Source organism: sulfur-oxidizing endosymbiont of Gigantopelta aegis, assembly GCF_016097415.1.
Classification (GTDB): Bacteria; Pseudomonadota; Gammaproteobacteria; order GRL18; family GRL18; genus GRL18.
Genome location: NZ_JAEHGE010000001.1, coordinates 928,540 through 948,329 on the forward strand (window position 1 = coordinate 928,540; position 19,790 = coordinate 948,329).

Sequence of the window (19,790 nt, forward strand, 5' to 3'; positions counted from 1 at the left end):
CTTGGTCATTTAAGACCTTTTTTTCAGTACCGATGAGGTGAATATTCAGAATATCATTTCATCACTCCAATGGGTGGCTTTTTATCAGGAAAGAAATTAACCGGGATTTGAGTTTTAACAATCTCCATTTTATGCCCGCAACAAGCACAAACCATTTGAGCTCTTTTCTTTATTTTAGCGATCCATGCTTTAGGGTTGATTTTAAAAAGAAGCTGAATGAGTTGAATTAATTTTTTACTATTGTGATGCAGAAAACCGTAATCTCTGGCACGCCTGAATCCCCTTGGTAGGATATGCTGAAAAACTTGCCATAAGAACTTGATGGCCGAGATTGTTTTTGTTTGATATTTTTTCGTTTTACTATCTTGATATCGAAAAGTGACCTGTCCATTGTGACAGGTCAAAATATCCTTTTCCTGTATGACACCACGATAAAGATAGCGTCCTAAATAAACCAACGCCTTATTACCCTGGCCTACATGGCGGCAATCAACGACCCATTTATCAGGATAATGTGAAGCAATTATTGCCACCCACCAAATAAAAAGCAATATCAAAGCTAAATTGTAAAAAAATTTCTTCTCGAAATGTAAATTTACAGTAGTTCTAGACACCCATCGATTGAGATTTATTTCTATCAAACAATGGGTGTCATCAAGAGAGCTATTCTATTCTATTTTATTTCCCCTATAATTAAAACTATCCCTTCCCACTCACGTAGAATAACGTAGGATGCTGCTAAGGCACGAAGCGCATCAGCAATGCTTAATTAAATATCATAATGAATAAAAACACCATTTTTAAATAGGCTATCTTTTTATATGGAATTTTTCCATGTTGGTTGGCTAATATCGGATTAAGTGGAAAGTTTTCCATATTAGGCGGCTAATATCGGTTTAAGTGGAAAATATTAAAAATTGACTTTCAGCTTAGGTCGGAATTTTTCCATGTTAGGGCATCTAATATCTGTTTTAGTGGAAAATTTTCCATGTTAAGGGGGCATATATCGGCTTTAGTGGAAAATATTATTATGTTTATTGAATTATGCCTTTATTTTCCATGTTTAGGGGGGTAATATCAGTTTAAGTGGAAAATTTAGGCAGTTATTAAAAATTTATCATGGAAAATTTTCCGTTAAAAAAGATCGTTAGGTTACATGAGGGTTACATGAAGTTGTTTCGGATCATGTTCGGCGTAGTTCTAATCGGTACATCGCTGTTAGTATTAGCTTTGTCTTTTCTATTCGCCGTGTCTCAGATACAGAAGACGGACTTTTTTCAACTTGGACATCTTCAAGAAGCAGTCAAGCATGTGCGAGACCGTGAAAAAGCGACTGGTGATATTCCTACTTCAAAAGAGTTTATAGAATGGACGAGCAAAATGGATGCTGTTGAATCATATCGCTTTGAGGGATATGGCGAGAGGATTTTGTTACTTTCTATTCTTGGCAGCCGTCATTGAGATTCGTAATAGTGAACTCTGAAATACAGCAGGAAATAGCTTAAATCGATTGATTGAAGAGGGGTAAAAGGCGACATAAATGCCGCCCATTACCGTTGACGGCCATCGGCTCCTCAGCCTGTGCCGTGAAGATATTGTAACAGGATCATTACCGTTGTGAAAATACCTTGGGTGAATGGAACGGCTCTATCGTTCCAGAGGGCAAAGCCCTTTCTCTTCATCTGTTTAAAGTTAACATGAGAAACTAAAATGATAGGAAATACAAAATGACAAAAATCACTTGAAACAGCCAAAAAATATTTAGAAAACTGTCCGGAAAAGTGCACATCATGAAGCGCTTACTGAGCAGCTAAAAAACTGTTTGAAGACAGTCGCAAGACTTATGGAACCCGTCGTCTTAAAAGAAAACTGGCTGAAAAAGGCGTTCATATAAGCCGCCGGAGAATTGGTCGATTAATGAAAAAAGCCGGTTTGTTTTGTAAAACGAAGAGACGCTTTAAAGCGACGACTAATTCCAAGCATAATAAGCGTATATCTCCAAATTTACTGGAAAGAGAGTTTACTGTCTCTCAACCTGATCGCTACTATGTGGGTGATATTACCTATATTGCCACCAAGGAAGGCTGGTTATATTTAGCGGTTGTCATTGACTTATTCTCTAGGCAAATTGTTGGCTGGTCGATGGATGAGCGAATGAAAGCCAAGCTAGTCAATGATGCTTTACTGATGGCCATATGGAAGCGTAAACCAATGGATGGATTGCTTTGGCATACTGACCGAGGTAGCCAATATGCCTCTGATAGTCATAGAAAAATATTGTCGGATCATAACATAATTCAGTCTATGAGCCGCAAAGGAAATTGCTGGGACAATGCTGTATCAGAGAGCTTCTTTCATAGTTTGAAAACTGAATTGACGCACCATTGTCGATTCAAAACCAGAGTAGAAGCAAAGCAGGCAATATTTGAATATATTGAGGTATTTTATAATCGGGAGCGACTTCATTCGGCTAATCATCACTCTCCGAGAATTTTTTATTCAATTATGCTATTCGCAATAGGAGTGGCCGGCGTTCTCTTCGGAAAACGGATGCTGGTAACAAAGAGCATTCAGTAGAGCATTAGTATTGAAACCTAACAATCACATTAAGTCGGATTGCAATTCCGCTACGCTCCATTGCAACCGCTTATGTGTGGCGTTAGCTTATAAAAAAATGAAATCTCCTATATATAGTCTTGAAAAACACATAAAGGATAGTGTTTACAAAATTGCACCAGAAAACGAAATTGAACTTGATTCGTGGTGTAAAGAAAATAATTTTAAAATAGAACTAGTCGAGAAAAATGGGTTTAATTTTAATGTCAGCATAAAAAATAAAAAGGTTAAATTACCAGTTGCAGCGTTAGAATATTTATGGGCTGCAACACATACATACCTTGTGCTCTATGATGAATACTCAACTGCTCAAAAAAAAGGGGCTAAGCTTTATGATACTGGCGGAAGTAGTTCTAGACACCCATCGATTGAGATTTATTTCTATCAAACGATGGGTGTCATCAAGAGAGCTATTCTATTTTATTTCCCCTATAATTCTTCCCACTCACGTAGAATAACGTAGGATGCTGCTAAGGCACGAAGCGCATCAGCAATGTTGAATTAAATATCATAATGAATAAAAACACCATTTTTAAATAGGCTATCTTTTTATATGGAAATTTTCCATGTTGGTTGGCTAATATGGGATTAAGTGGAAAATTTTCCATGTTAGGCGGCTAATATCGGTTTAAGTGGAAAATATTAAAAATTGACTTTCAGCTTAGGTCGGAATTTTTCCATGTTAGGGCATCTAATATCTGTTTTAGTGGAAAGTTTTCCATGTTAAGAGGGCATATATCGGCTTTAGTGGAAAATATTATTATGTTTATTGAATTATGCCTTTATTTTCCATGTTTAGGGGGGTAATATCAGTTTAAGTGGAAAATTTAGGCAGTTATTAAAAATTTATCATGGAAAATTTTCCGTTAAAAAAGATCGTTAGGATAAAATATTGAAGCGTGTCATGTTAGTAATAGAACTACTAATGCTGTGCGGCCCAGCAGTCGTAATGCTTTCAGTTGGGCTGTTGTACTCGCCCGTCTTTTTATTTGGTTCTGTCTCCATAGAAGGAGACTGGTACATTGGAGCGCTAATAATTTTTTGTGGTACATGGGGCTTCATTTCATTGGGAAATCTTGCATTACATATTCTTAGCAAAAGAAATTGGCTGGGTCACCCTGTTCAATGGTTTGGCATACTATTAGGTATTGCTGCCTCCGGCATTGGGCTATCTACTATGACAAATACTAATTTTATGCTGTGGGTGTTTGTTGCGCCTATTATTGCCGCCCTTCATCTTTTGTATTTGTCGAAAAAATGTACTCAAATATCCTAACAAGTAAATTAACGCAGACCCGAAAAGTTACGCACCTTTTGTGGCGCTTCGCTATAATGCCACAAAAGGCACGAAACTTTTCAGTCTGGTTATTAAAGCGTTAGAGTTACAAAAACGACATGGAAGAATTTTTAAACAAGAAGAATGCCAGACTTATAATTGGTATTTTTGTAGCCGCCCCTTTTACAGCTACCGCATTATTATTTGGCTTATATGGAATAATGTTTGGTATAGCTGGCATAACTAGTAAACATCCATTTGCATCTTTATTTGGTTTGTTAACTGCTTTAGGGTTAATTGGTGTAGCAGGTGCGTGGCGGCGACTACTTAAACCCACGAATAAATACAACAGTAAAGAACAAAATAAAATAAGAACCATGCTATTTTGTGTGGTAACCCACGTTCACAATAAGCTTCAGTTAGCTCAAACTATGATCTTCAATTCGTAATTTGGAGATACAAATGAGCAACTATTCAAAAGATGCTTCGATGAAGCAACACATAGAGGCCTGCCAAGCCAGTAACTTAAGCCAGGCAGTTTATTGTCAACAACATAAGATACCCTCTCATATTTTTAGCTATTATCGAAAGAAGTTGGGTTATGTTAGCTCATCAAAACAGGTCAACACCAACAATCAACTCATTCCCATTAATTTACTGGCCAATTCCCCACAAGCAATGCAATTAAAGTAAGCCATACCAATGGTTTCAGTTTGGAAATCAATTCTGATACGAACCTGAATCAGCTCAAGTCCATTCTGGATTTGCTCAGGACTGTTTCATGATAACGGGCATCACAGTCAATCAGGTTTAACAACCCACTCTTTCGTTAACACTGAGAGAATTACAGTGGTTACTGGATGGTTTATCTTGCACACAACACCATGCTCACCCTGAAATTCATGGTCTGGAAAACAACTAAAAAAGTCCCTTTAGATGCGCATTAAACAGAATAAATACAAGCATTTAACGCTCATTTTTAGTATAATATAACGCATGAGTTCAACAGGCAAAATACTACCAGAAGAGATACCAACGCTCAAAAACAGGGTGCTTGAACTCCAGTCAAAAGTGGACTGGTATGAGGAACAATTTCGTCTGTTGCAACACAAACGGTTTGGTACTTCCAGTGAAAAAGAAGCCCACCCCGACTTCTTTAATGAGGCAGAAACGTTCGCCGAAGAAGCACCGGAAGTCCGTGAAACCATTACTTATGAGCGTAAAAAGCCCGGTCGTAAGCCTTTACCTAAAGACCTACCTCGTAAAGTTGTTCGTCATGAGTTATCTGAAGCAGAACAAGTCTGTGACTGCGGTCATCACTTGCATGAAATTGGTGAAGAGACCTCAGAGCAACTGGAAATTGTTCCTGCTCAGGTATATGTTGTAGAACATGTTCAGGTTAAATATGCCTGTCGTGCTTGTGAGGAAGGCGTTAAAACTGCTCCTAAGCCTGCACAGCCCATTCCTAGAAGTTTTGCATCACCCAGCCTGCTGGCCTATATCATTGTTTCTAAATTCCTAGACAGCTTGCCTCTCTATCGACAGGAAGCGATATTTAAACGCTATAAGATAACACTTTCCAGAGCCAGTATGTCCAACTGGGTGCTTAAATCAGCTGAATTACTCAAACCCTTTTATAATCGGTTGTTGTATTATCTCATTAGGCAGAAAATCATCCAGGCCGATGAAACAACGATGCGAGTGATCCATGATGGACGTGAGAATTGCCCTAAATCTTATATGTGGCTCTATCAAAGTGGCGGCTATCATTCCAAGTGTCCCATTGTTTTGTATGAGTATCAGCCTACTCGTGCAGGCCAACATGCCAAAACCTTTTTAACGGGGTTTTCAGGTTACCTGCAAACGGATGGCTTTCCCGGTTATCATATATTCGAAAATGAGAACAGTGAAGTCACTTTATTAGGCTGCATGGCACATGCTCGTCGCAAGTTCCATGATGCCTTAAAAGCATTACCCAAGAACAGTCAGAAAAAGCCTGGCATGGTACAAATGGCGATCAGTAAAATTGCTAAATTGTATGCGATTGAAAAACAAATCAAACCGCTCAATGCTGAACAACGTTACCTGATCCGTCAGGAAAAAAAAAGCAAACCACTACTGGATGACTTTAAAAAGTGGTGTGATGATAAAGTGACTAAAACAACAAAAGACAGTAAGTTGGGTGTCGCTATTCGTTATGTGATCAATCAATGGAAGTATCTGACTGTCTATCTTGAAGAGGGCAACCTCCAGATTGATAATAATATGGCAGAGCGGCGGATCAAACCCTTTGTGATTGGGCGCAAAAACTGGGTCATGAACCAAAATCCTCGTGGTGCTGAGGCCAGTGCTATTTTATATTCAATCGTGCAAACAGCGAAAGCAAACAACCTAGAGCCCTTTGCCTTTTTAACACACATTCTGACTGAGTTACCTAAGCTGGGCAGGCATTATGATGATGAGGCTTTAGAGCAATTGTTGCCATGGAATTTGACTGAAAAAATTCAGCCTTTAAATAAAGTGGAATGATACGTCAACGTGGGAAGTTTTGACGTATACGATATATCCAAAGACAAAAGTGGTAGAACATGTGCCAATAATGCATCAAGATTAGGAGATAAAAAGCCTAAAAAAACAAACAAAAGTAGTAGTACACTATCAATAATCATTGTTTTTGTATTCTCTACTTTTCTTGTTTTATCTATACTTGCAACTAAAATGCCTGCTTTGGTTCTAGCTGTTTATTTTATTGTTAGTTTACTCACATTTATTATGTATTCTGTTGATAAATCAGCAGCTCGAAATGGCGACTGGAGAACTCCAGAGAGTACATTGCATTTTTTATCACTTGCTGGTGGTTGGCCTGGAGCATTAATTGCTCAACAAAAATTACGTCACAAATCTAAAAAACAACCTTTTAGGGTAGTTTTCTGGGGACAGTGATCTTAAATTTAACTGGATTTATTTGGCTTTTGACACCTAATGGCAATGCTTTTTTACAATCAATACTGATTAATATTATACAAATGGGCTAACCAGAATTTGCAATGGATCACAGGGACTCAGCGATTTTCAAAAACCGAGTGGGGTTGATAGACATTCTTTTTAACAAAGTTCTATCTTGTCCCTGTGCCCATTGAAATAGGCGTTATGTTTTTAAAAACACTGAATGAATACATGAAGTCGATTAAAGTAATATTCTTAATTACGTGTCTATTTGTTATATTAGGCGCTTCATATTTAGTTTTTCAAAATTACAGATGTGCTCAATATTTAAAGGGTGTATCCGATTTCGATTTACAAAGTAAAAATGGCATTACTTTTCTAAAAAGCACCAATAAGCCTTACACAGGCAAAGCTTATTCTACAGTTTGCGGTGGTGAGTGTGGGTTTATGTCATGCTCGCTACTTCATTGGAAAACTGAATACAGGGAAGGTAAATTACATGGGAAATTTGATGTTCCACTATCAGGGCTTGGAGATAAGCATTGGTTTAGTCCCGGAGACGAAACTAAGACGCATGTTTATGAAAATGGCTCAGAAATCAAATAAAAGTAAGCAATTATTGCCACCCACCAAATAAAAAGCAATATCAAAGCTAAATTGTAAAAAAATTTCTTCTCGAAATGTGAATTTACAAAAATTGAATGTTTTTCAGTGGAGTGGGCAGGGAATGGGTAGTAAAAGTAGCTGCTAGATGGGGTTGCTCTGCATGACGAACAAGGGGAGGCCTGCACTGTTCTGCTAAGGTGTGTGCTTTGGTAGGCTGTTACGTTTAAGTCGTGATAGGGGCGGCAGAATTAATTTTAAATAATTTCCTACACAAATTAATACCGCGCACCCAATGCCTTTTTTGTTTCTGGCATAAGGATTTTAATTGTTCTTCCGGGCCAACAAAGGAATGAAAGCCCTTTGAAAAACCATCGACTGTTTCTAGCCAAGTGTCTTCATCGAGTTGTAATTTTTGTAATATAGCGGGAGCGCCCGATTTGATATAGCCACGTTTATCATCTCTCTTCATTCGCCCCGTCCATTCTGCAAGTTCCAGATAGTCGTTAAGGTCAAAGGCAATACCCTTTGTCTTTAAGTGAGCTACAGATAAAGGGGGCGAGCTTAATAGTAGCTGTGTTTTGTTGCGTTATTTTTTGGCTAATGCTTTTTGTCTTTTTAATTGAGTCGATACGCTGTTTTACTGAAGTATATTCAGAGTCTTCTAGCGTTTGACTGATATCCGCTCTGATAGGATTTAAATCAACATAGACCATGCAGCTAAGAATGGCTTGCTCATCAAGCAGTGCCTGACTTTTAAAACGTCCTTCCCAGAAACGGCCAGTACATTTATCTTCAGCATTGGCTCTGCGAGCAATGTGTTCATTGAGGCAACGCATGAACCAACTGATATCCATTAACCGCTCTCTGAAGACGGCAATGGTTTCCCGAGCCTTGTCTTGTTCAGCCTCAGAATGGCATTCACCATTAAGGTAGCGTTCTACCAATACTGGAATTGAACAAAGTTGTTGCCAGTGTTGTATCACGGTTTCATCTGACCAACTTTGGGCAAGTGAGGCGTTGATTTTCAATACTGTGTGCAGGTGATTGGACATAATAGCGTAGGCGCAGACGTCAATGGCAAAGGTTTTTGATAGTAAGGCCAGTCGCTCAACAAACCATTGTTTGCGATGGCTGTAATCTTTATTGGTGGCGCTATCGACACCACATAAGAATGTCCTGCGGACACAGCGGGAGATGCAGTGGTAAAAGGAGTATCTGAAAGACTGATTTGTTGACTTCTTTGGGGTGGGCATTTGATTAACTCCATTTAATCGGTATGACAGTTAGAATGAAGAGTATAGAATATAAACGTACAATATTCAAGTGATACTATCCCATGAGCATTTGTTTCAGCTTATTATTTGTATTACACTGGGTTTAGATTATGGAGGCCAAGACTGGCTATGGGGTTTAGATTATGGCTAGCCAAGACTGGCTATGGGCTAAAGTTAGCACAAACATTTAGAATGTGTGGCTTTGATTGGGGAGAATATGAGAAGGCAACATCATCCAATCAACAATACTGGATAGTAGCTTTAGTTCGTGAGCTTGAAGCTAAAGGGGAGTTAGAGCGTGATTCCAAAACAAAACATTGGCAATTAAAATAAAACTACCAATATGAGGCAAATATGAATACAGCAAAAGAAGAAGTAAAATTACTTCTTGATCAGTTACCGGATGAATGCACACTGGAAGATGTACAATACCATCTGTATGTAGTTGAAAAAATACATAGGGGTATTGAACGTGCAAAAACTGAAGGAACCCTAAGTCAGGATGATGTCGAAAGGAAATTCAGTAAATGGATTACACAATAGAATGGTCTCCAGAAGCAATAGAGGATCTTGATTCAATAGCAGAGTATATAGCAAGAGATTCTGAGTTTTATGCACAAGCAGTTGTTTCAAAAATACTTTCAGTTTCCAGAAAAATTCCCCATCAAGCTCTAATTGGTAGAATTGTTCCAGAAATTAATAATGAAATGATAAGAGGAAACATTTTTAGCCACCCATCTAATAAATCCTGATAAAGATGGCGATGTTCTAGAGTGCAATAAGTCTTATTGCCACACTCTGGGCAAACAAATCCATCAGGGAATTTCCATTTAAATATATTTGTCGGCACTGTTTGTCAGTGCCATAATCATTAAAAAGCTCAAATAAACTATAACCTTCTTGAAACTGAATTTTATTTTTTGACATCATTCTACTCCACACATAATCTATACTTTAATTATAGTATAATTATCGAAATATGGCGGAGCTTTGTGGGTAATCAAGTATCCATTTGACTGAGAAAGAGACATATTTTACCTGTATGACTAATTTTAGTTCCAAAATTCACCCAAGTACGTTATAAGAATGACATGAAAATCCCTAAACGAATCCAACCCTTAGTTGAAGACGGACTGATCGATGAAGTCATCAGTCCCTTAATGAGTGGCAAAGAAGTAATGTGGTTATACTTAACCGGACACACAACTTAAAATAACTAAAAGATAAAAAGTGTGACCTAAAATGAATGATCAAACAAAAAAAAACCGAATAAAAGCTATACATCAGAATTTAAAGAATCAGCTGTCAAATTAGCTAATGAGACGGATCAACCTGTTTGATAACTGATCAGGCTAAAGATTACCCGGTAACGATTCTGTGCCGTTTTATGGATGTTTCCCGTAGTTGCTATTATGATTGGGTTAGCTCTCCTAAAACGGATAGAGAGAAAGAAAATGAAGCGCTTACTGAGCAGCTAAAAAACTGTTTGAAGACAGTCGCAAGACTTATGGAACCCGTCGTCTTAAAAGAAAACTGGCTGAAAAAGGCGTTCATATAAGCCGCCGGAGAATTGGTCGATTAATGAAAAAGCCGGTTTGTTTTGTAAAACGAAGAGACGCTTTAAAGCGACGACTAATTCCAAGCATAATAAGCGTATATCTCCAAATTTACTGGAAAGAGAGTTTACTGTCTCTCAACCTGATCGCTACTATGTGGGTGATATTACCTATATTGCCACCAAGGAAGGCTGGTTATATTTAGCGGTTGTCATTGACTTATTCTCTAGGCAAATTGTTGGCTGGTCGATGGATGAGCGAATGAAAGCCAAGCTAGTCAATGATGCTTTACTGATGGCCATATGGAAGCGTAAACCAATGGATGGATTGCGGCATACTGACCGAGGTAGCCAATATGCCTCTGATATGGATTTGATCATAACATAATTCAGTTTGAGCCGCAAAGGGCATACTGACTGAATTGACGAGGATTAGGCAAAGCCCTTCACCAGTCGATTATGAAATTCATCTGTTTAAAGTTAACAGGGCAAAGCCCTTTCTTCATCTGTTTAAAGTTAACATGGAAAAGTGTTGACACATCAAAGCTGTAGTCATATATTGTACGCAGTGGCTCTGAAATCCTCTGCGCCAAGGTTTATAAAGAAATTAATAAGCGCAGCTTTAAACAAGCAGTGCAATATAGAGAAGGTCGCAAGGGGCGTAATAGCCGCCGTAATCGAGCCATGGAAAAAGGCTCAAAATTTGGCCGGGTGCAACAAGAGAAAGCCTGGCAAAATACCGAGGTCGAAGCACTCTATAGCCTTTCTGATGCCGGTGTTCGAGTACCTAAGCCCTACGGTTGCTTTGATGGCGTCTTGCTGATGGAGCTAATCACTGACGACGAAGGCCAGGTCGCACCGCGTCTGAACGATGTCTCAATGTCTGCAGAACAAGCCTTAGAAGATCATGCTACTATCATGCAATACGTGACGCGGATGCTGTGTATTGGTTTGATTCATGGCGATCTGTCAGAATTTAATGTCTTGGTTGATGAGTATGGTCCGGTCATTATTGACTTGCCACAGGTAGTGGATGCATCAGCTAATAATCAGGCAAAATGGATGTTAGAGCGGGATGTTAACAATATTAGCACCTACTACGCACAATACGCACCAGAATTGCTTAATAGACAATACGCCAAGGAAATTTGGGCATTATACGAAGCGGGGGAATTACACCCGGAAGCCGAGTTAACGGGTTATTTTAAGGAAAGCACACAAACGGCCGATGTGGACACCGTATTGAAGAAATAAAAGCCGCCTTTGCCGAAGAAGAGCAACGCCAGCTTAGAATGCAAGCTCCTGAATGATTGCAAATAAAGACTGCAATTCAGGAACGCAAACTTGCGTTAAAGCTTAAAGAGCAACCACTTTATTCGCACAAGGGCCTTTTGACCTTCGCCAACTTCAAATTCCACTGCTTGACCTTCATTCAGTGTTGCATAGGCGCCACCACTTTGAATTTCTGAATGATGAACAAAAAGATCCTTACTGCCATCTTCAGGAGTAATGAAACCAAAACCTTTATCCGCGTTGAACCACTTAACTGTACCTGTACTCATTATTTTACTCGTATTATTGGTGAATGATATTGCTTTTATATTCGAATTCACCCATTTAAACATAAAGTGATAGGTTTAGACAAATATACATAACAACTAGACAAGTGCCATTATAGCAGAATTATGAGAATAATTAATGTAGGATTTACATAATATTTATAAGAAAATACGGATTTCTTTTGTTAATGGTATAATATCTTAAGTTTTCAGAGTGATTTCTGCGGGTAAAACCACTTTTTATGGCTCTTTACATTATTGCGTACTTATAATAAGAACTGTGGGTGGGCATGGCTTTGCCTACCCACGCTGACTCAAGGAAAAATCTTATATTCACACTTCAGCATGGGCACAAAAACGTGCCCACCCTACGCCGCATTTCTTCTGAGGCTTTTTACTGGGTGCAAATATCGCATAATTCGTATATTGAATAGCAGTCACAAGTACATGATAGTGTGAAAAACCCTATTTATTGATTACATCAGAGACAAGAGGTTCTACCAGTTCACGGACTTCTTTGCTCAGCCTTAACAATGGCTGGTCATTTTTTGTTCTATTGCCAACCTCATTGCGGATATAGCTTGTAATGAAATGCTGATATCTTCGTAATCTTTTCCTGCCTCTTGCCAGAGTGATTGCCATTTCTTTAATGATGATAATAATGATGGCTCTGTGACAAAGACATTGATAGATTTTATCAGCGCTGTGCCTAAAATACGCCAAAACATCATTTTCTTTAAATAAAACTAATAGACAGTCTATTTCCTTCTGCCAAAAAGAAGATCCTAAGTTAATAATAGAAACTAGAATATCAGCAATATTGGACGGATAATTCCCTGCATTCCTATCGCCATGAATAAAGGCCTGCTTAAGTGCATTATGAGCTTTTTCTCTATCCAACAAGATAAAGTATAACTCTGGCATAACAAATCGACTATCCTAAGATGTACGATAACTTTATCGTACAACACAAATGCCGTACGTCAATAAAAACTATTGATCAATTATTTCACTACCAATTACATAGAGACTGGATTGTTGATGGTATAATCTGACAAAAATAACCGATGAGAATAAAGAATTTTATATGGCTAAGCTATCGAAGCATAAGGCGCGGAAACGATTTGGACAGAATTTTTTACACGATCCGAATATTATTGAGCGCATTATTGCCGCTATTGCTGCCACAAAGGAGCAACATTTAGTTGAAATTGGCCCAGGCAAGGGGGCTATTACTGAGCATTTGGTTAATCATGCCGGTAAGTTAGATGTGATTGAGCTGGATCGTGATTTGATCCCTATTCTGGAAGAGCGGTTTTCTGCTTATGAGAATTTTAGCATTCATAGCAATGATGCATTGAAGTTTGATTTTGGCTCTTTACTAAACGCTGAAGGCTCTTTATCATCAGCTAATGGCTCTAAACTCAGATTAGTCGGGAACTTGCCCTATAATATTTCTACGCCTCTGATTTTTCATTTATTGGAAAATGTGGCAATTATCGATGACATGCACTTTATGTTGCAAAAAGAAGTGGTTGAGCGTTTAACGGCAGCACCGGGCAGTAAGACTTATGGGCGTTTGAGTATATTGGTACAATACTTATGTCATGCAGAACAGCTTTTTATCGTGCCTCCGGGGGCATTTAATCCTGCGCCCAAGGTCGATTCGGCAATTGTGCAGCTGACCCCAAGAAAAGAAATGTCCGGCACGCAACTTATCAATGCCAGTACCGATAACCTGTCAGACATCGCTCGGGCTGCTTTCTCTCAACGACGTAAAACATTACGTAATAATTTGAAGAAAATACTCACGGCTGAACAAATTGAGCAATGTGATATTGATCCGAGTAGACGCGCAGAAACTCTCAGCATCAGCGAGTTTGTGAGTTTGACTAATCTATATGTGCAAACTGTTGAGTCTTGAGCTTATGCAGGCGAAATTTAGCTAATTCGATATCACGTTCAGCACGTATCTTGCTTAACTGTCCAGGCTCAAGCTGGCCATATTTAGTATTAAGTAAAGACAATTGATGGCTATTTTTATTCGGGTGATTGCTAACGACAAAATTACTGATAATCACGCCCGAGACCACGAGTACCGTCAATAAGAGTAAAAGATCGGGTTTTTTCCTCATGTCACGTACCTTTTATGAAAAACAATATGAAAAATAATATATAAGATCAAAATAAACAATAATAAACAATAATAAACAAGCAATTATAGAAACCACCTTAGAAATTAAGTTAACTTTCTATGCTATCTTATTTTAGGACAATATAATTTTTTAAAATTTCCACTTTTTTGGAACAAAATCATGTTTTTTTGTCATATTGAGCAACATGCCTCATTAGTTTCATTGCTCGCCCGCTACCAGATACAAATTAACCGTGTAAAAGACCAGCAAAGTATTCCTGGCACCTGGTTTGGTGAGCCCGAAGCGGGGATCATAAAAAATCAGCTCTATGTGCGTTCTGATACCCCTATTCACTCCGCATTACACGAATCCTGCCACTATATCTGTATGGATGCTCAAAGACGGGAAAATTTAGATACCAATGCTGCCGGTGGCTACGATGAAGAAAATGCAGTCTGTTATTTGCAAATATTGCTGGCCGATTATTTACCCGCAATGAATCAGGAACAAATGATGCTCGACATGGATGAGTGGGGCTACACTTTTCGCTTAGGCTCGGCAAAGCGCTGGTTTCATGAGGATGCCGAAGAAGTACAAGAATGGTTGCTCAAGCATGAGCTCATTTATGCAGATAAAACACCCACCTGGAAATTGCGTCAATAAACTTGATTTTCAGGCGTTTAATATCTAGGCTCATAGTATCTATTGAACTCTTTATTCTGGAGTAGTTATGCGCTTTGATTCGATTCACAATTATTATGAAACACTGGTTGTCAGAGAATTAATCCAAACATTTGTTGATGACATTAAAAATATTGATGAAGATTATTTACAGGACATCGCCTGTATTGCTCTCAATATGTTACCGGCTCGTTATGTGCGCCATGATGTGGATATGGCCTTTTTTCTCAGTACGGATGATCGCACAGAAATGGATCACGCCGTTAAATCTGCGGTCTTAAAAGCTAAAGATCATGTGGACAATCAAGAAGATGAAGAAGCCAGACCCACGACTTTTCAGCAAACATAAAGCATTAGTTCTAACCTCTAATGCACACTAAGAGACATCGTTCAAACCTTGTTACACTTCAAATGTAGGATGTGGTGAGGAACGAACCGCATCAATGGTTTTAAACAAACATTTTTGATGCGGTTCGTTCCTCACCACATCTTACAAATGTAAAGATAAATTAGCTTATTTGATCTGTCCCCACTAAGACACATAAAGCTGACGTTTTTAGTGAGCACGAAGCCGATTCAGTGTATAATATTTGTCCAATTTATTTTCGTAAAACCAGGGAAAAATATGCCTCAGCAACATGCGACTAAATATAATATTTCGGTAGATGTCAAAGTTCAGTACATAGAAGAGCAGTCTTCACCTACTGATAATCGATATGTTTTTTCATATACTATTAATATGTTAAACAAGGGCACAGAGTCGGCACAGCTTATCTCTCGACACTGGATCATTACCGATGCAGAAGGCAAAACTCAAGAAGTCAAAGGACCTGGTGTGGTGGGCGAACACCCCAACCTGAAACCTGGCGAAGATTTCACCTATACCAGTGGTACAATCATTCATACCCCCGTAGGCAGTATGCAAGGGAGCTACCAAATGAAAGCGAGTGATGGACAGATGTTTGATGCTGAAGTTCACCCCTTTACCCTGACCCGCCCCAAATTTTTACATTAATGAATTTTCATCACATTTAACGTCACATAAAGCAGCGCTATGGGCGATTTGAGTATTATTTTTGTCATATTAGGCTTATACTTTCAAAATGCATAGAAAACCAAGAGAGAAATAAAGTGGCTAACGAGATAAAAAAAACCGGGCAGTTTATCTTCAGTTTTTTTTGCAATGCTGGTTACTTTGCTGTCTTTTGCTTTATTATCACTAAAAATCCTCTTTATCAGCATTATCTGGATGTTTAGTCGTTTTTTCAGTCATTTAAGCTATAAGCTTTCTACGCTTGGCTATAAATGGAATTAAGTAAAAGTAATACTTCATCACTATTAGCAATTCTATAGAGCAAAGTCCGGTGTTCTTTTTAGCATACTCTCTGAATCATCACTATGAACATACTTGATCGCTACATCATAAAAACCGTTATCTACTCAACACTTTTATTTCTCCTCATTATTTTATCGTTATACGGCTTTATTGTCCTTGCCGACAGCTTTAAATACGTCGGTAAAGGTGATTTTGAATTAGGCGATGCCTTTTATTACACTTTATTGACGATGCCCCGCCGTCTCTATCAACTATTTCCTTTTTCTGTATTATTAGGTGCAATGATGGGATTGGGAGCGCTAAACAGCAGCAATGAACTGGTTGCGATTCGCACTGCCGGTGTTTCTATAGGCAAAATTATCCTATCGGTCATGAAAGCCGCTTTTTTTTTTTGGCCATTTTTACTTTTATGATTGGTGAGTATGTACTTCCCATTACAGAAAAAATGGCCAACAACCATTGGTCGACCAAGACCAGCGGTACAACCAGTACCGTATCAAACAATGCCATCTGGGTACGTGATAAAGATACTTTTACCAAGATTCATTCCATTACCTCTGATAAGACCCTGGGACATGTGAGTATTTTTACGTTTGCCCAAGACAAAACTCTAAAAGTGAATTGATCTGGAATTGGTCGATGTCATTATCTCTAATTTAGAATATCTTTCCGCCTATGGTCTCTATCGCTATGCCAGCTATCTCGATGATAATAGCCTCAAGAGCAATCAATACTGGCTGACATTCTGGAATAAAATTGTCCTTCTCTGGTCTGATGGCGGGGCAAAAAATCTAGCCGGACAGCTAGCAATCGAGGGCAACAAGATGATTGCTTATATACCAGCTAAAAAGATCACCTTATATTTCCAGTTTTATCGAGAACCCGGGCAATTTGTCGTGCGTGACCGCAAATCCCGAACTTACAATTTTAAGCGTATTCACTAAGCCTCTATTAAAAAAACCGCTATCAAAAAACAGCTTAAAAGCCTGATTTTTTGACTGTTCTACTGACCGTACTATAGTGCACACCGAAATGTTGGGATTATGACTATAGATAAATGCCTGATGCTTGGCTATAGTTAAATGGAACGGATAATAAATAAGGTTTTTTATGTTGCGCCAAATTGCACTGTTGATTTTAACAATTTCCCTGCCCACTTCCCTCTATGCCACCAGTGTCAGCATCAGTGTCGGTGGTAGTCGCGGCCCAATTAATGTTGCAGTCAATGATGTGGTTACTTTTGATGCCGATGTTATTTGTAATGACGATCTGGTCTATGTCGATGGAACAGCCGCTCCCAAAGATACTCATAATGATTCTGAAGTCGCCTGGCGGATTAAAAACCAGTCACTCAGCACGATTCGCCTGACTAGTTTTGGCGTTAGCTGGGAATGCCTTAATGATCCTTCTAGTCAGTGTGATACCTGGTTATTTGATTATTTAAAGTTTGATGCCCCAGTGATCAATGCCAACAAGATTTATGATGTGCTCATTAGCCCTGTCGATAATGCTAATTCATTTCCAATCACTGATTTTGATAACTGAAGTCAAATTTACCGTCACTTGGAAAGACAGTAATGCAATCACTTATATCCATGTATTTACTGTGACCTGGCCATAATCATGTTGACTTCAGTCTGCTTTGAGAGGCTATTATGGCTATTTTTTTATCAGCTTAGTCATGGCACAAAATGTTGCCGCAGACTATACCGTTGATTATGGTGATGGCACTATAGAAACATTTTCCAGCGCACCATGGACGGCAGGGAAGCCCAAGCCTCAATTGCCTCGCATAGTTATAGCAATTTAGCGCATTTATCAACTTACCTCATGGCGAAATTGGATTGTGCATGATGGCTTGGCCGATCTCTATACTGATAACCTGAGTATCATTGTTGGCAATGTTGTTCAACAATGGGATTATGGTGATAACACGCCACTGACACTTCAACTGTCGATTTATGTACCACTGTTTTAACTCCTAGCAGCCATAGCTACACTCAAGGCAGGTACTTATACTGCCACTTATAAAGCCGTGGATTATAACAATAATATTATCAGCGATAGTGTTGAAGTGATTGTCACCGCCATTGCCGATCACTATGCCATCAGTCATAGCCTCACTCGTGACTGTCACGGCTCATGACATTAATCATGCCGCACTAGATATTAGCTCCAATGCCAGCATCACCATCACTACTACGCCCGCTGTTGATAGTATTATTAGCTCACCACTGAGTATTTTGGCAGGTACCTCCTCAGCGACTTTTTACCTGGCACAAAGCACGGTCTCCAGTATTGATATTAATGTCACTGATGGTAATTCAACTGAATTAACCGGTGCTGCCATTGCATCAGAAGATTTACCTCTAAACTTTACCAACACAGCCTTTCGCTTTATCGATATAGCCAGCCTCAGCACCTTGGCAATTGGCAAGCAAATAGGCAGCAAGCCCTCTTCCACCGCGCCGGGCGCACAGAACATTGGCCTGCAAGCCATTCGTACTGATACACAGAGTGGTGCTTGCACCACTGCTTTTGCCAACGTAAACACAGCGGTTAATTTTGCCTATGAATGCAATAATCCAAGCAGTTGTCAGCCGACAATACCACCACACCCCCCATCAGCGCGGCAACACTCAGCGTTAGCGGTCAATTTATTGTCCGACCTTTTGGCTTCACCATCACCGTCACTGGAAATCCTGCTGCCAGTAGTAGCACAGGCAGTGTCTTTAGAAAAGCCGGTGAAGCATTTACAGCCAGCGCTCAGGCGGTTTTGTATCAAGCCATTGATGATAGTGATAATGATGGCATTCCTGATGGCCATAATGACAGCATCCCCAGTAATAATACTTCACTCTCAGATAATGCTCTAGCCACTAATTTTGGCAATGAAATCTCCTCTGAAAGCATATAAGTCTGTGCAAAACTTGAAATAAAAAACAAAAAAGTCTTGACAGCATTTTAGAGGACAAAATTGCATTTTCACTGCCCCATGTAATTTATCCCTATAAATGATCCTGTCGATCTGTCTCAGATCGAAATAGAATATTTTTGAATATTATCTTAACTGAGAGGGAGTTTGATCAACACAGGGCAAACTAAAGAGCCTTAAAAAGCCATGATACAATTGTTTTATTGAAAACAACCTGTATTGATTATAGTGAAAAAATTACCTCCAATTCCAGAGATACCTGAAGAAGAAAAGACACCGGTAGTCCGATTACTCCTTGCTTTCATGGAGCAACAACAGGAAATCATTCAAAACCAACAGGTTGAAATCGATGCCCTTAAAACAGAAGTTGCTAAGCTTAAAAAGCTACCTCCAAAGCCTAAAATAAGAGCCAGTAAATTGCCAAAGGATGATGACAATGATAATCCGACAGGTCATTCAGGAAGCAAGAAAAACAACTCAGGAAATGGGACTAGTAAAAGTCGTAAACGAAAGAAGAAATTGGCTATTCATAAAACCACCGTTATCAAACCAGATAACCTGCCAGAACATTCACGTTTTTTAGGGTATCAGGATTATTTTGTTCAGGAGCTGCTGATTAAGCCTTTCAATACTCGTTATCGATTGGCTCGCTATAAAACACCCGATGGTGATACCTGTATAGGAAAATTGAGCTTTGATACACATATAGGACATTTTGGCCATACATTACAGAGTTATATCGTTTATCAATATTATCACCAGAGAGTGACTCAGCCATTGATAATACAACAATTAACAGAATTAGGTTTAATGTGGCTATACTTAACCGGACACACAACTTAAAATAACTAAAAGATAAAAAGTGTGACCT

At 38.9% G+C, this 19,790-nt stretch carries 27 protein-coding genes and 6 pseudogenes; 26 read left to right on the forward strand and 7 right to left on the reverse strand.

All coding sequences use genetic code 11. The features are described 5' to 3' along the window. Positions 1 to 53: 53 nt before the first annotated feature. Positions 54 to 533: pseudogene (locus JEU79_RS04760) on the reverse strand (IS91 family transposase); the annotation flags it as partial. 634 nt (positions 534 to 1,167) lie between these two features. Here JEU79_RS04760 and JEU79_RS04765 point away from each other — a divergent pair. The 9 genes and pseudogenes from JEU79_RS04765 (at position 1,168) to JEU79_RS04805 (ending at position 7,444) form a co-directional block, all read left to right on the forward strand. Beyond that, the gene (locus JEU79_RS04765) at positions 1,168 to 1,461 is read left to right on the forward strand and encodes a hypothetical protein (protein ID WP_198263185.1); all 294 of its coding nucleotides are present in this window, start codon (positions 1,168 to 1,170) and stop codon (positions 1,459 to 1,461) included. 354 nt (positions 1,462 to 1,815) lie between these two features. After that, a pseudogene (locus JEU79_RS04770) lies at positions 1,816 to 2,577 on the forward strand (IS3 family transposase); the annotation flags it as partial. A gap of 76 nt (positions 2,578 to 2,653) precedes the next feature. Further along, positions 2,654 to 3,079 carry a hypothetical protein gene (locus JEU79_RS04775; RefSeq protein ID WP_198263186.1) on the forward strand — a complete coding sequence of 142 codons (426 nt, stop codon included), beginning with the start codon at positions 2,654 to 2,656 and terminating at the stop codon, positions 3,077 to 3,079. Between the two features lie 429 nt (positions 3,080 to 3,508). Continuing rightward, a complete protein-coding gene (locus JEU79_RS04780; protein ID WP_198263187.1) occupies positions 3,509 to 3,892 on the forward strand; it encodes a hypothetical protein in 384 nt (127 codons plus the stop codon). 119 nt (positions 3,893 to 4,011) lie between these two features. Further along, positions 4,012 to 4,341 carry a hypothetical protein gene (locus tag JEU79_RS04785; RefSeq protein ID WP_198263188.1) on the forward strand — a complete coding sequence of 110 codons (330 nt, stop codon included), beginning with the start codon at positions 4,012 to 4,014 and terminating at the stop codon, positions 4,339 to 4,341. 13 nt (positions 4,342 to 4,354) lie between these two features. After that, the gene (tnpA, locus tag JEU79_RS04790; RefSeq protein ID WP_198263189.1) at positions 4,355 to 4,585 is read left to right on the forward strand and encodes an IS66 family insertion sequence element accessory protein TnpA; all 231 of its coding nucleotides are present in this window, start codon (positions 4,355 to 4,357) and stop codon (positions 4,583 to 4,585) included. A gap of 303 nt (positions 4,586 to 4,888) precedes the next feature. Beyond that, positions 4,889 to 6,421, forward strand: coding sequence for an IS66 family transposase (gene tnpC, locus JEU79_RS04795; protein ID WP_198263190.1), 1,533 nt, complete (start codon positions 4,889 to 4,891; stop codon positions 6,419 to 6,421). A gap of 9 nt (positions 6,422 to 6,430) precedes the next feature. Next, positions 6,431 to 6,835, forward strand: coding sequence for a DUF1294 domain-containing protein (locus tag JEU79_RS26005; protein WP_246540005.1), 405 nt, complete (start codon positions 6,431 to 6,433; stop codon positions 6,833 to 6,835). Positions 6,836 to 7,042: 207 nt separating this feature from the next. Next, on the forward strand, positions 7,043 to 7,444 hold the full coding sequence (locus JEU79_RS04805) for a hypothetical protein (RefSeq protein WP_198263191.1): 402 nt from the start codon (positions 7,043 to 7,045) through the stop codon (positions 7,442 to 7,444). A gap of 223 nt (positions 7,445 to 7,667) precedes the next feature. On the opposite strand, the gene JEU79_RS26010 is transcribed toward JEU79_RS04805, so the two are convergent. Next, the gene (locus JEU79_RS26010; protein WP_246540006.1) at positions 7,668 to 7,913 is read right to left on the reverse strand and encodes a hypothetical protein; all 246 of its coding nucleotides are present in this window, start codon (positions 7,911 to 7,913) and stop codon (positions 7,668 to 7,670) included. 40 nt (positions 7,914 to 7,953) lie between these two features. Continuing rightward, a complete protein-coding gene (locus JEU79_RS26015) occupies positions 7,954 to 8,697 on the reverse strand; it encodes a hypothetical protein (protein WP_246540010.1) in 744 nt (247 codons plus the stop codon). Between the two features lie 150 nt (positions 8,698 to 8,847). On the opposite strand from JEU79_RS26015, the gene JEU79_RS04815 reads away from it, so the two are divergent. Genes JEU79_RS04815 through JEU79_RS04825 form a run of 3 tightly spaced genes read left to right on the forward strand, consistent with a single transcriptional unit; the run spans position 8,848 to position 9,470 of the window. Then, complete coding sequence (locus JEU79_RS04815; RefSeq protein ID WP_198263192.1) at positions 8,848 to 9,051, forward strand: hypothetical protein; 204 nt, start codon at positions 8,848 to 8,850, stop codon at positions 9,049 to 9,051. A gap of 21 nt (positions 9,052 to 9,072) precedes the next feature. Beyond that, complete coding sequence (locus tag JEU79_RS04820; RefSeq protein ID WP_198263193.1) at positions 9,073 to 9,261, forward strand: hypothetical protein; 189 nt, start codon at positions 9,073 to 9,075, stop codon at positions 9,259 to 9,261. Then, the gene (locus JEU79_RS04825; protein WP_198263194.1) at positions 9,246 to 9,470 is read left to right on the forward strand and encodes a type II toxin-antitoxin system RelE/ParE family toxin; all 225 of its coding nucleotides are present in this window, start codon (positions 9,246 to 9,248) and stop codon (positions 9,468 to 9,470) included. The genes JEU79_RS04820 and JEU79_RS04825 overlap by 16 nt, the downstream gene beginning before the upstream one ends. Positions 9,471 to 9,478: 8 nt before the next feature. Here the strand turns inward: JEU79_RS04825 and JEU79_RS26020 are convergent. Beyond that, positions 9,479 to 9,645 (reverse strand): annotated as a pseudogene (locus JEU79_RS26020) (transposase); the annotation flags it as partial. A 448-nt stretch (positions 9,646 to 10,093) separates the two neighbouring features. Here JEU79_RS26020 and JEU79_RS28325 point away from each other — a divergent pair. Continuing rightward, positions 10,094 to 10,640, forward strand: a pseudogene (locus JEU79_RS28325) (IS3 family transposase); the annotation flags it as partial. A gap of 188 nt (positions 10,641 to 10,828) precedes the next feature. Next, positions 10,829 to 11,583, forward strand: a pseudogene (locus tag JEU79_RS04845) (PA4780 family RIO1-like protein kinase); the annotation flags it as partial. 46 nt (positions 11,584 to 11,629) lie between these two features. Here the strand turns inward: JEU79_RS04845 and JEU79_RS04850 are convergent. Then, positions 11,630 to 11,835 (reverse strand): annotated as a pseudogene (locus JEU79_RS04850) (cold-shock protein). Positions 11,836 to 12,297: 462 nt separating this feature from the next. Further along, positions 12,298 to 12,756 (reverse strand): hypothetical protein, encoded by a 459-nt coding sequence (locus JEU79_RS04855; protein WP_198263198.1) that lies wholly within the window; start codon positions 12,754 to 12,756, stop codon positions 12,298 to 12,300. A gap of 163 nt (positions 12,757 to 12,919) precedes the next feature. Between JEU79_RS04855 and rsmA the strand changes: the two genes are divergently transcribed. Further along, positions 12,920 to 13,756 (forward strand): 16S rRNA (adenine(1518)-N(6)/adenine(1519)-N(6))-dimethyltransferase RsmA, encoded by an 837-nt coding sequence (gene rsmA, locus JEU79_RS04860; RefSeq protein ID WP_198263199.1) that lies wholly within the window; start codon positions 12,920 to 12,922, stop codon positions 13,754 to 13,756. Here rsmA and JEU79_RS04865 read toward each other — a convergent pair. Next, complete coding sequence (locus tag JEU79_RS04865) at positions 13,725 to 13,967, reverse strand: hypothetical protein (protein WP_198263200.1); 243 nt, start codon at positions 13,965 to 13,967, stop codon at positions 13,725 to 13,727. The two genes, rsmA and JEU79_RS04865, sit on opposite strands and share 32 nt — an antisense overlap. Before the next feature lie 180 nt (positions 13,968 to 14,147). Here JEU79_RS04865 and JEU79_RS04870 point away from each other — a divergent pair, with 180 nt between their 5' ends. The 11 genes from JEU79_RS04870 (at position 14,148) to JEU79_RS04910 (ending at position 19,762) form a co-directional block, all read left to right on the forward strand. Then, positions 14,148 to 14,630 (forward strand): hypothetical protein, encoded by a 483-nt coding sequence (locus tag JEU79_RS04870; RefSeq protein ID WP_198263201.1) that lies wholly within the window; start codon positions 14,148 to 14,150, stop codon positions 14,628 to 14,630. Positions 14,631 to 14,697: 67 nt separating this feature from the next. Further along, positions 14,698 to 14,997: a late competence development ComFB family protein gene (locus JEU79_RS04875; protein WP_198263202.1), complete on the forward strand. Its 300-nt coding sequence runs from the start codon at positions 14,698 to 14,700 to the stop codon at positions 14,995 to 14,997. Positions 14,998 to 15,273: 276 nt separating this feature from the next. Then, positions 15,274 to 15,663, forward strand: a complete 390-nt coding sequence (gene apaG / locus JEU79_RS04880; protein ID WP_198263203.1) for a Co2+/Mg2+ efflux protein ApaG — start codon at positions 15,274 to 15,276, stop codon at positions 15,661 to 15,663. Between the two features lie 383 nt (positions 15,664 to 16,046). Further along, on the forward strand, positions 16,047 to 16,397 hold the full coding sequence (locus JEU79_RS27330) for an LptF/LptG family permease (RefSeq protein ID WP_198263204.1): 351 nt from the start codon (positions 16,047 to 16,049) through the stop codon (positions 16,395 to 16,397). Further along, a complete protein-coding gene (locus JEU79_RS27335) occupies positions 16,394 to 16,609 on the forward strand; it encodes an LptF/LptG family permease (RefSeq protein WP_198263205.1) in 216 nt (71 codons plus the stop codon). The genes JEU79_RS27330 and JEU79_RS27335 overlap by 4 nt, the downstream gene beginning before the upstream one ends. A gap of 7 nt (positions 16,610 to 16,616) precedes the next feature. After that, complete coding sequence (locus JEU79_RS04895; RefSeq protein ID WP_198263206.1) at positions 16,617 to 16,928, forward strand: hypothetical protein; 312 nt, start codon at positions 16,617 to 16,619, stop codon at positions 16,926 to 16,928. 166 nt (positions 16,929 to 17,094) lie between these two features. Continuing rightward, complete coding sequence (locus JEU79_RS04900) at positions 17,095 to 17,529, forward strand: hypothetical protein (protein WP_198263207.1); 435 nt, start codon at positions 17,095 to 17,097, stop codon at positions 17,527 to 17,529. 136 nt (positions 17,530 to 17,665) lie between these two features. Continuing rightward, on the forward strand, positions 17,666 to 17,794 hold the full coding sequence (locus JEU79_RS27340; RefSeq protein WP_281400833.1) for a hypothetical protein: 129 nt from the start codon (positions 17,666 to 17,668) through the stop codon (positions 17,792 to 17,794). Between the two features lie 36 nt (positions 17,795 to 17,830). Next, on the forward strand, positions 17,831 to 17,962 hold the full coding sequence (locus tag JEU79_RS27345; protein ID WP_281400834.1) for a hypothetical protein: 132 nt from the start codon (positions 17,831 to 17,833) through the stop codon (positions 17,960 to 17,962). Between the two features lie 615 nt (positions 17,963 to 18,577). Beyond that, on the forward strand, positions 18,578 to 18,901 hold the full coding sequence (locus JEU79_RS28330; RefSeq protein WP_425511138.1) for a DUF6701 domain-containing protein: 324 nt from the start codon (positions 18,578 to 18,580) through the stop codon (positions 18,899 to 18,901). Between the two features lie 246 nt (positions 18,902 to 19,147). Next, on the forward strand, positions 19,148 to 19,762 hold the full coding sequence (locus tag JEU79_RS04910) for a hypothetical protein (RefSeq protein ID WP_198263209.1): 615 nt from the start codon (positions 19,148 to 19,150) through the stop codon (positions 19,760 to 19,762). Positions 19,763 to 19,790: the final 28 nt, after the last annotated feature.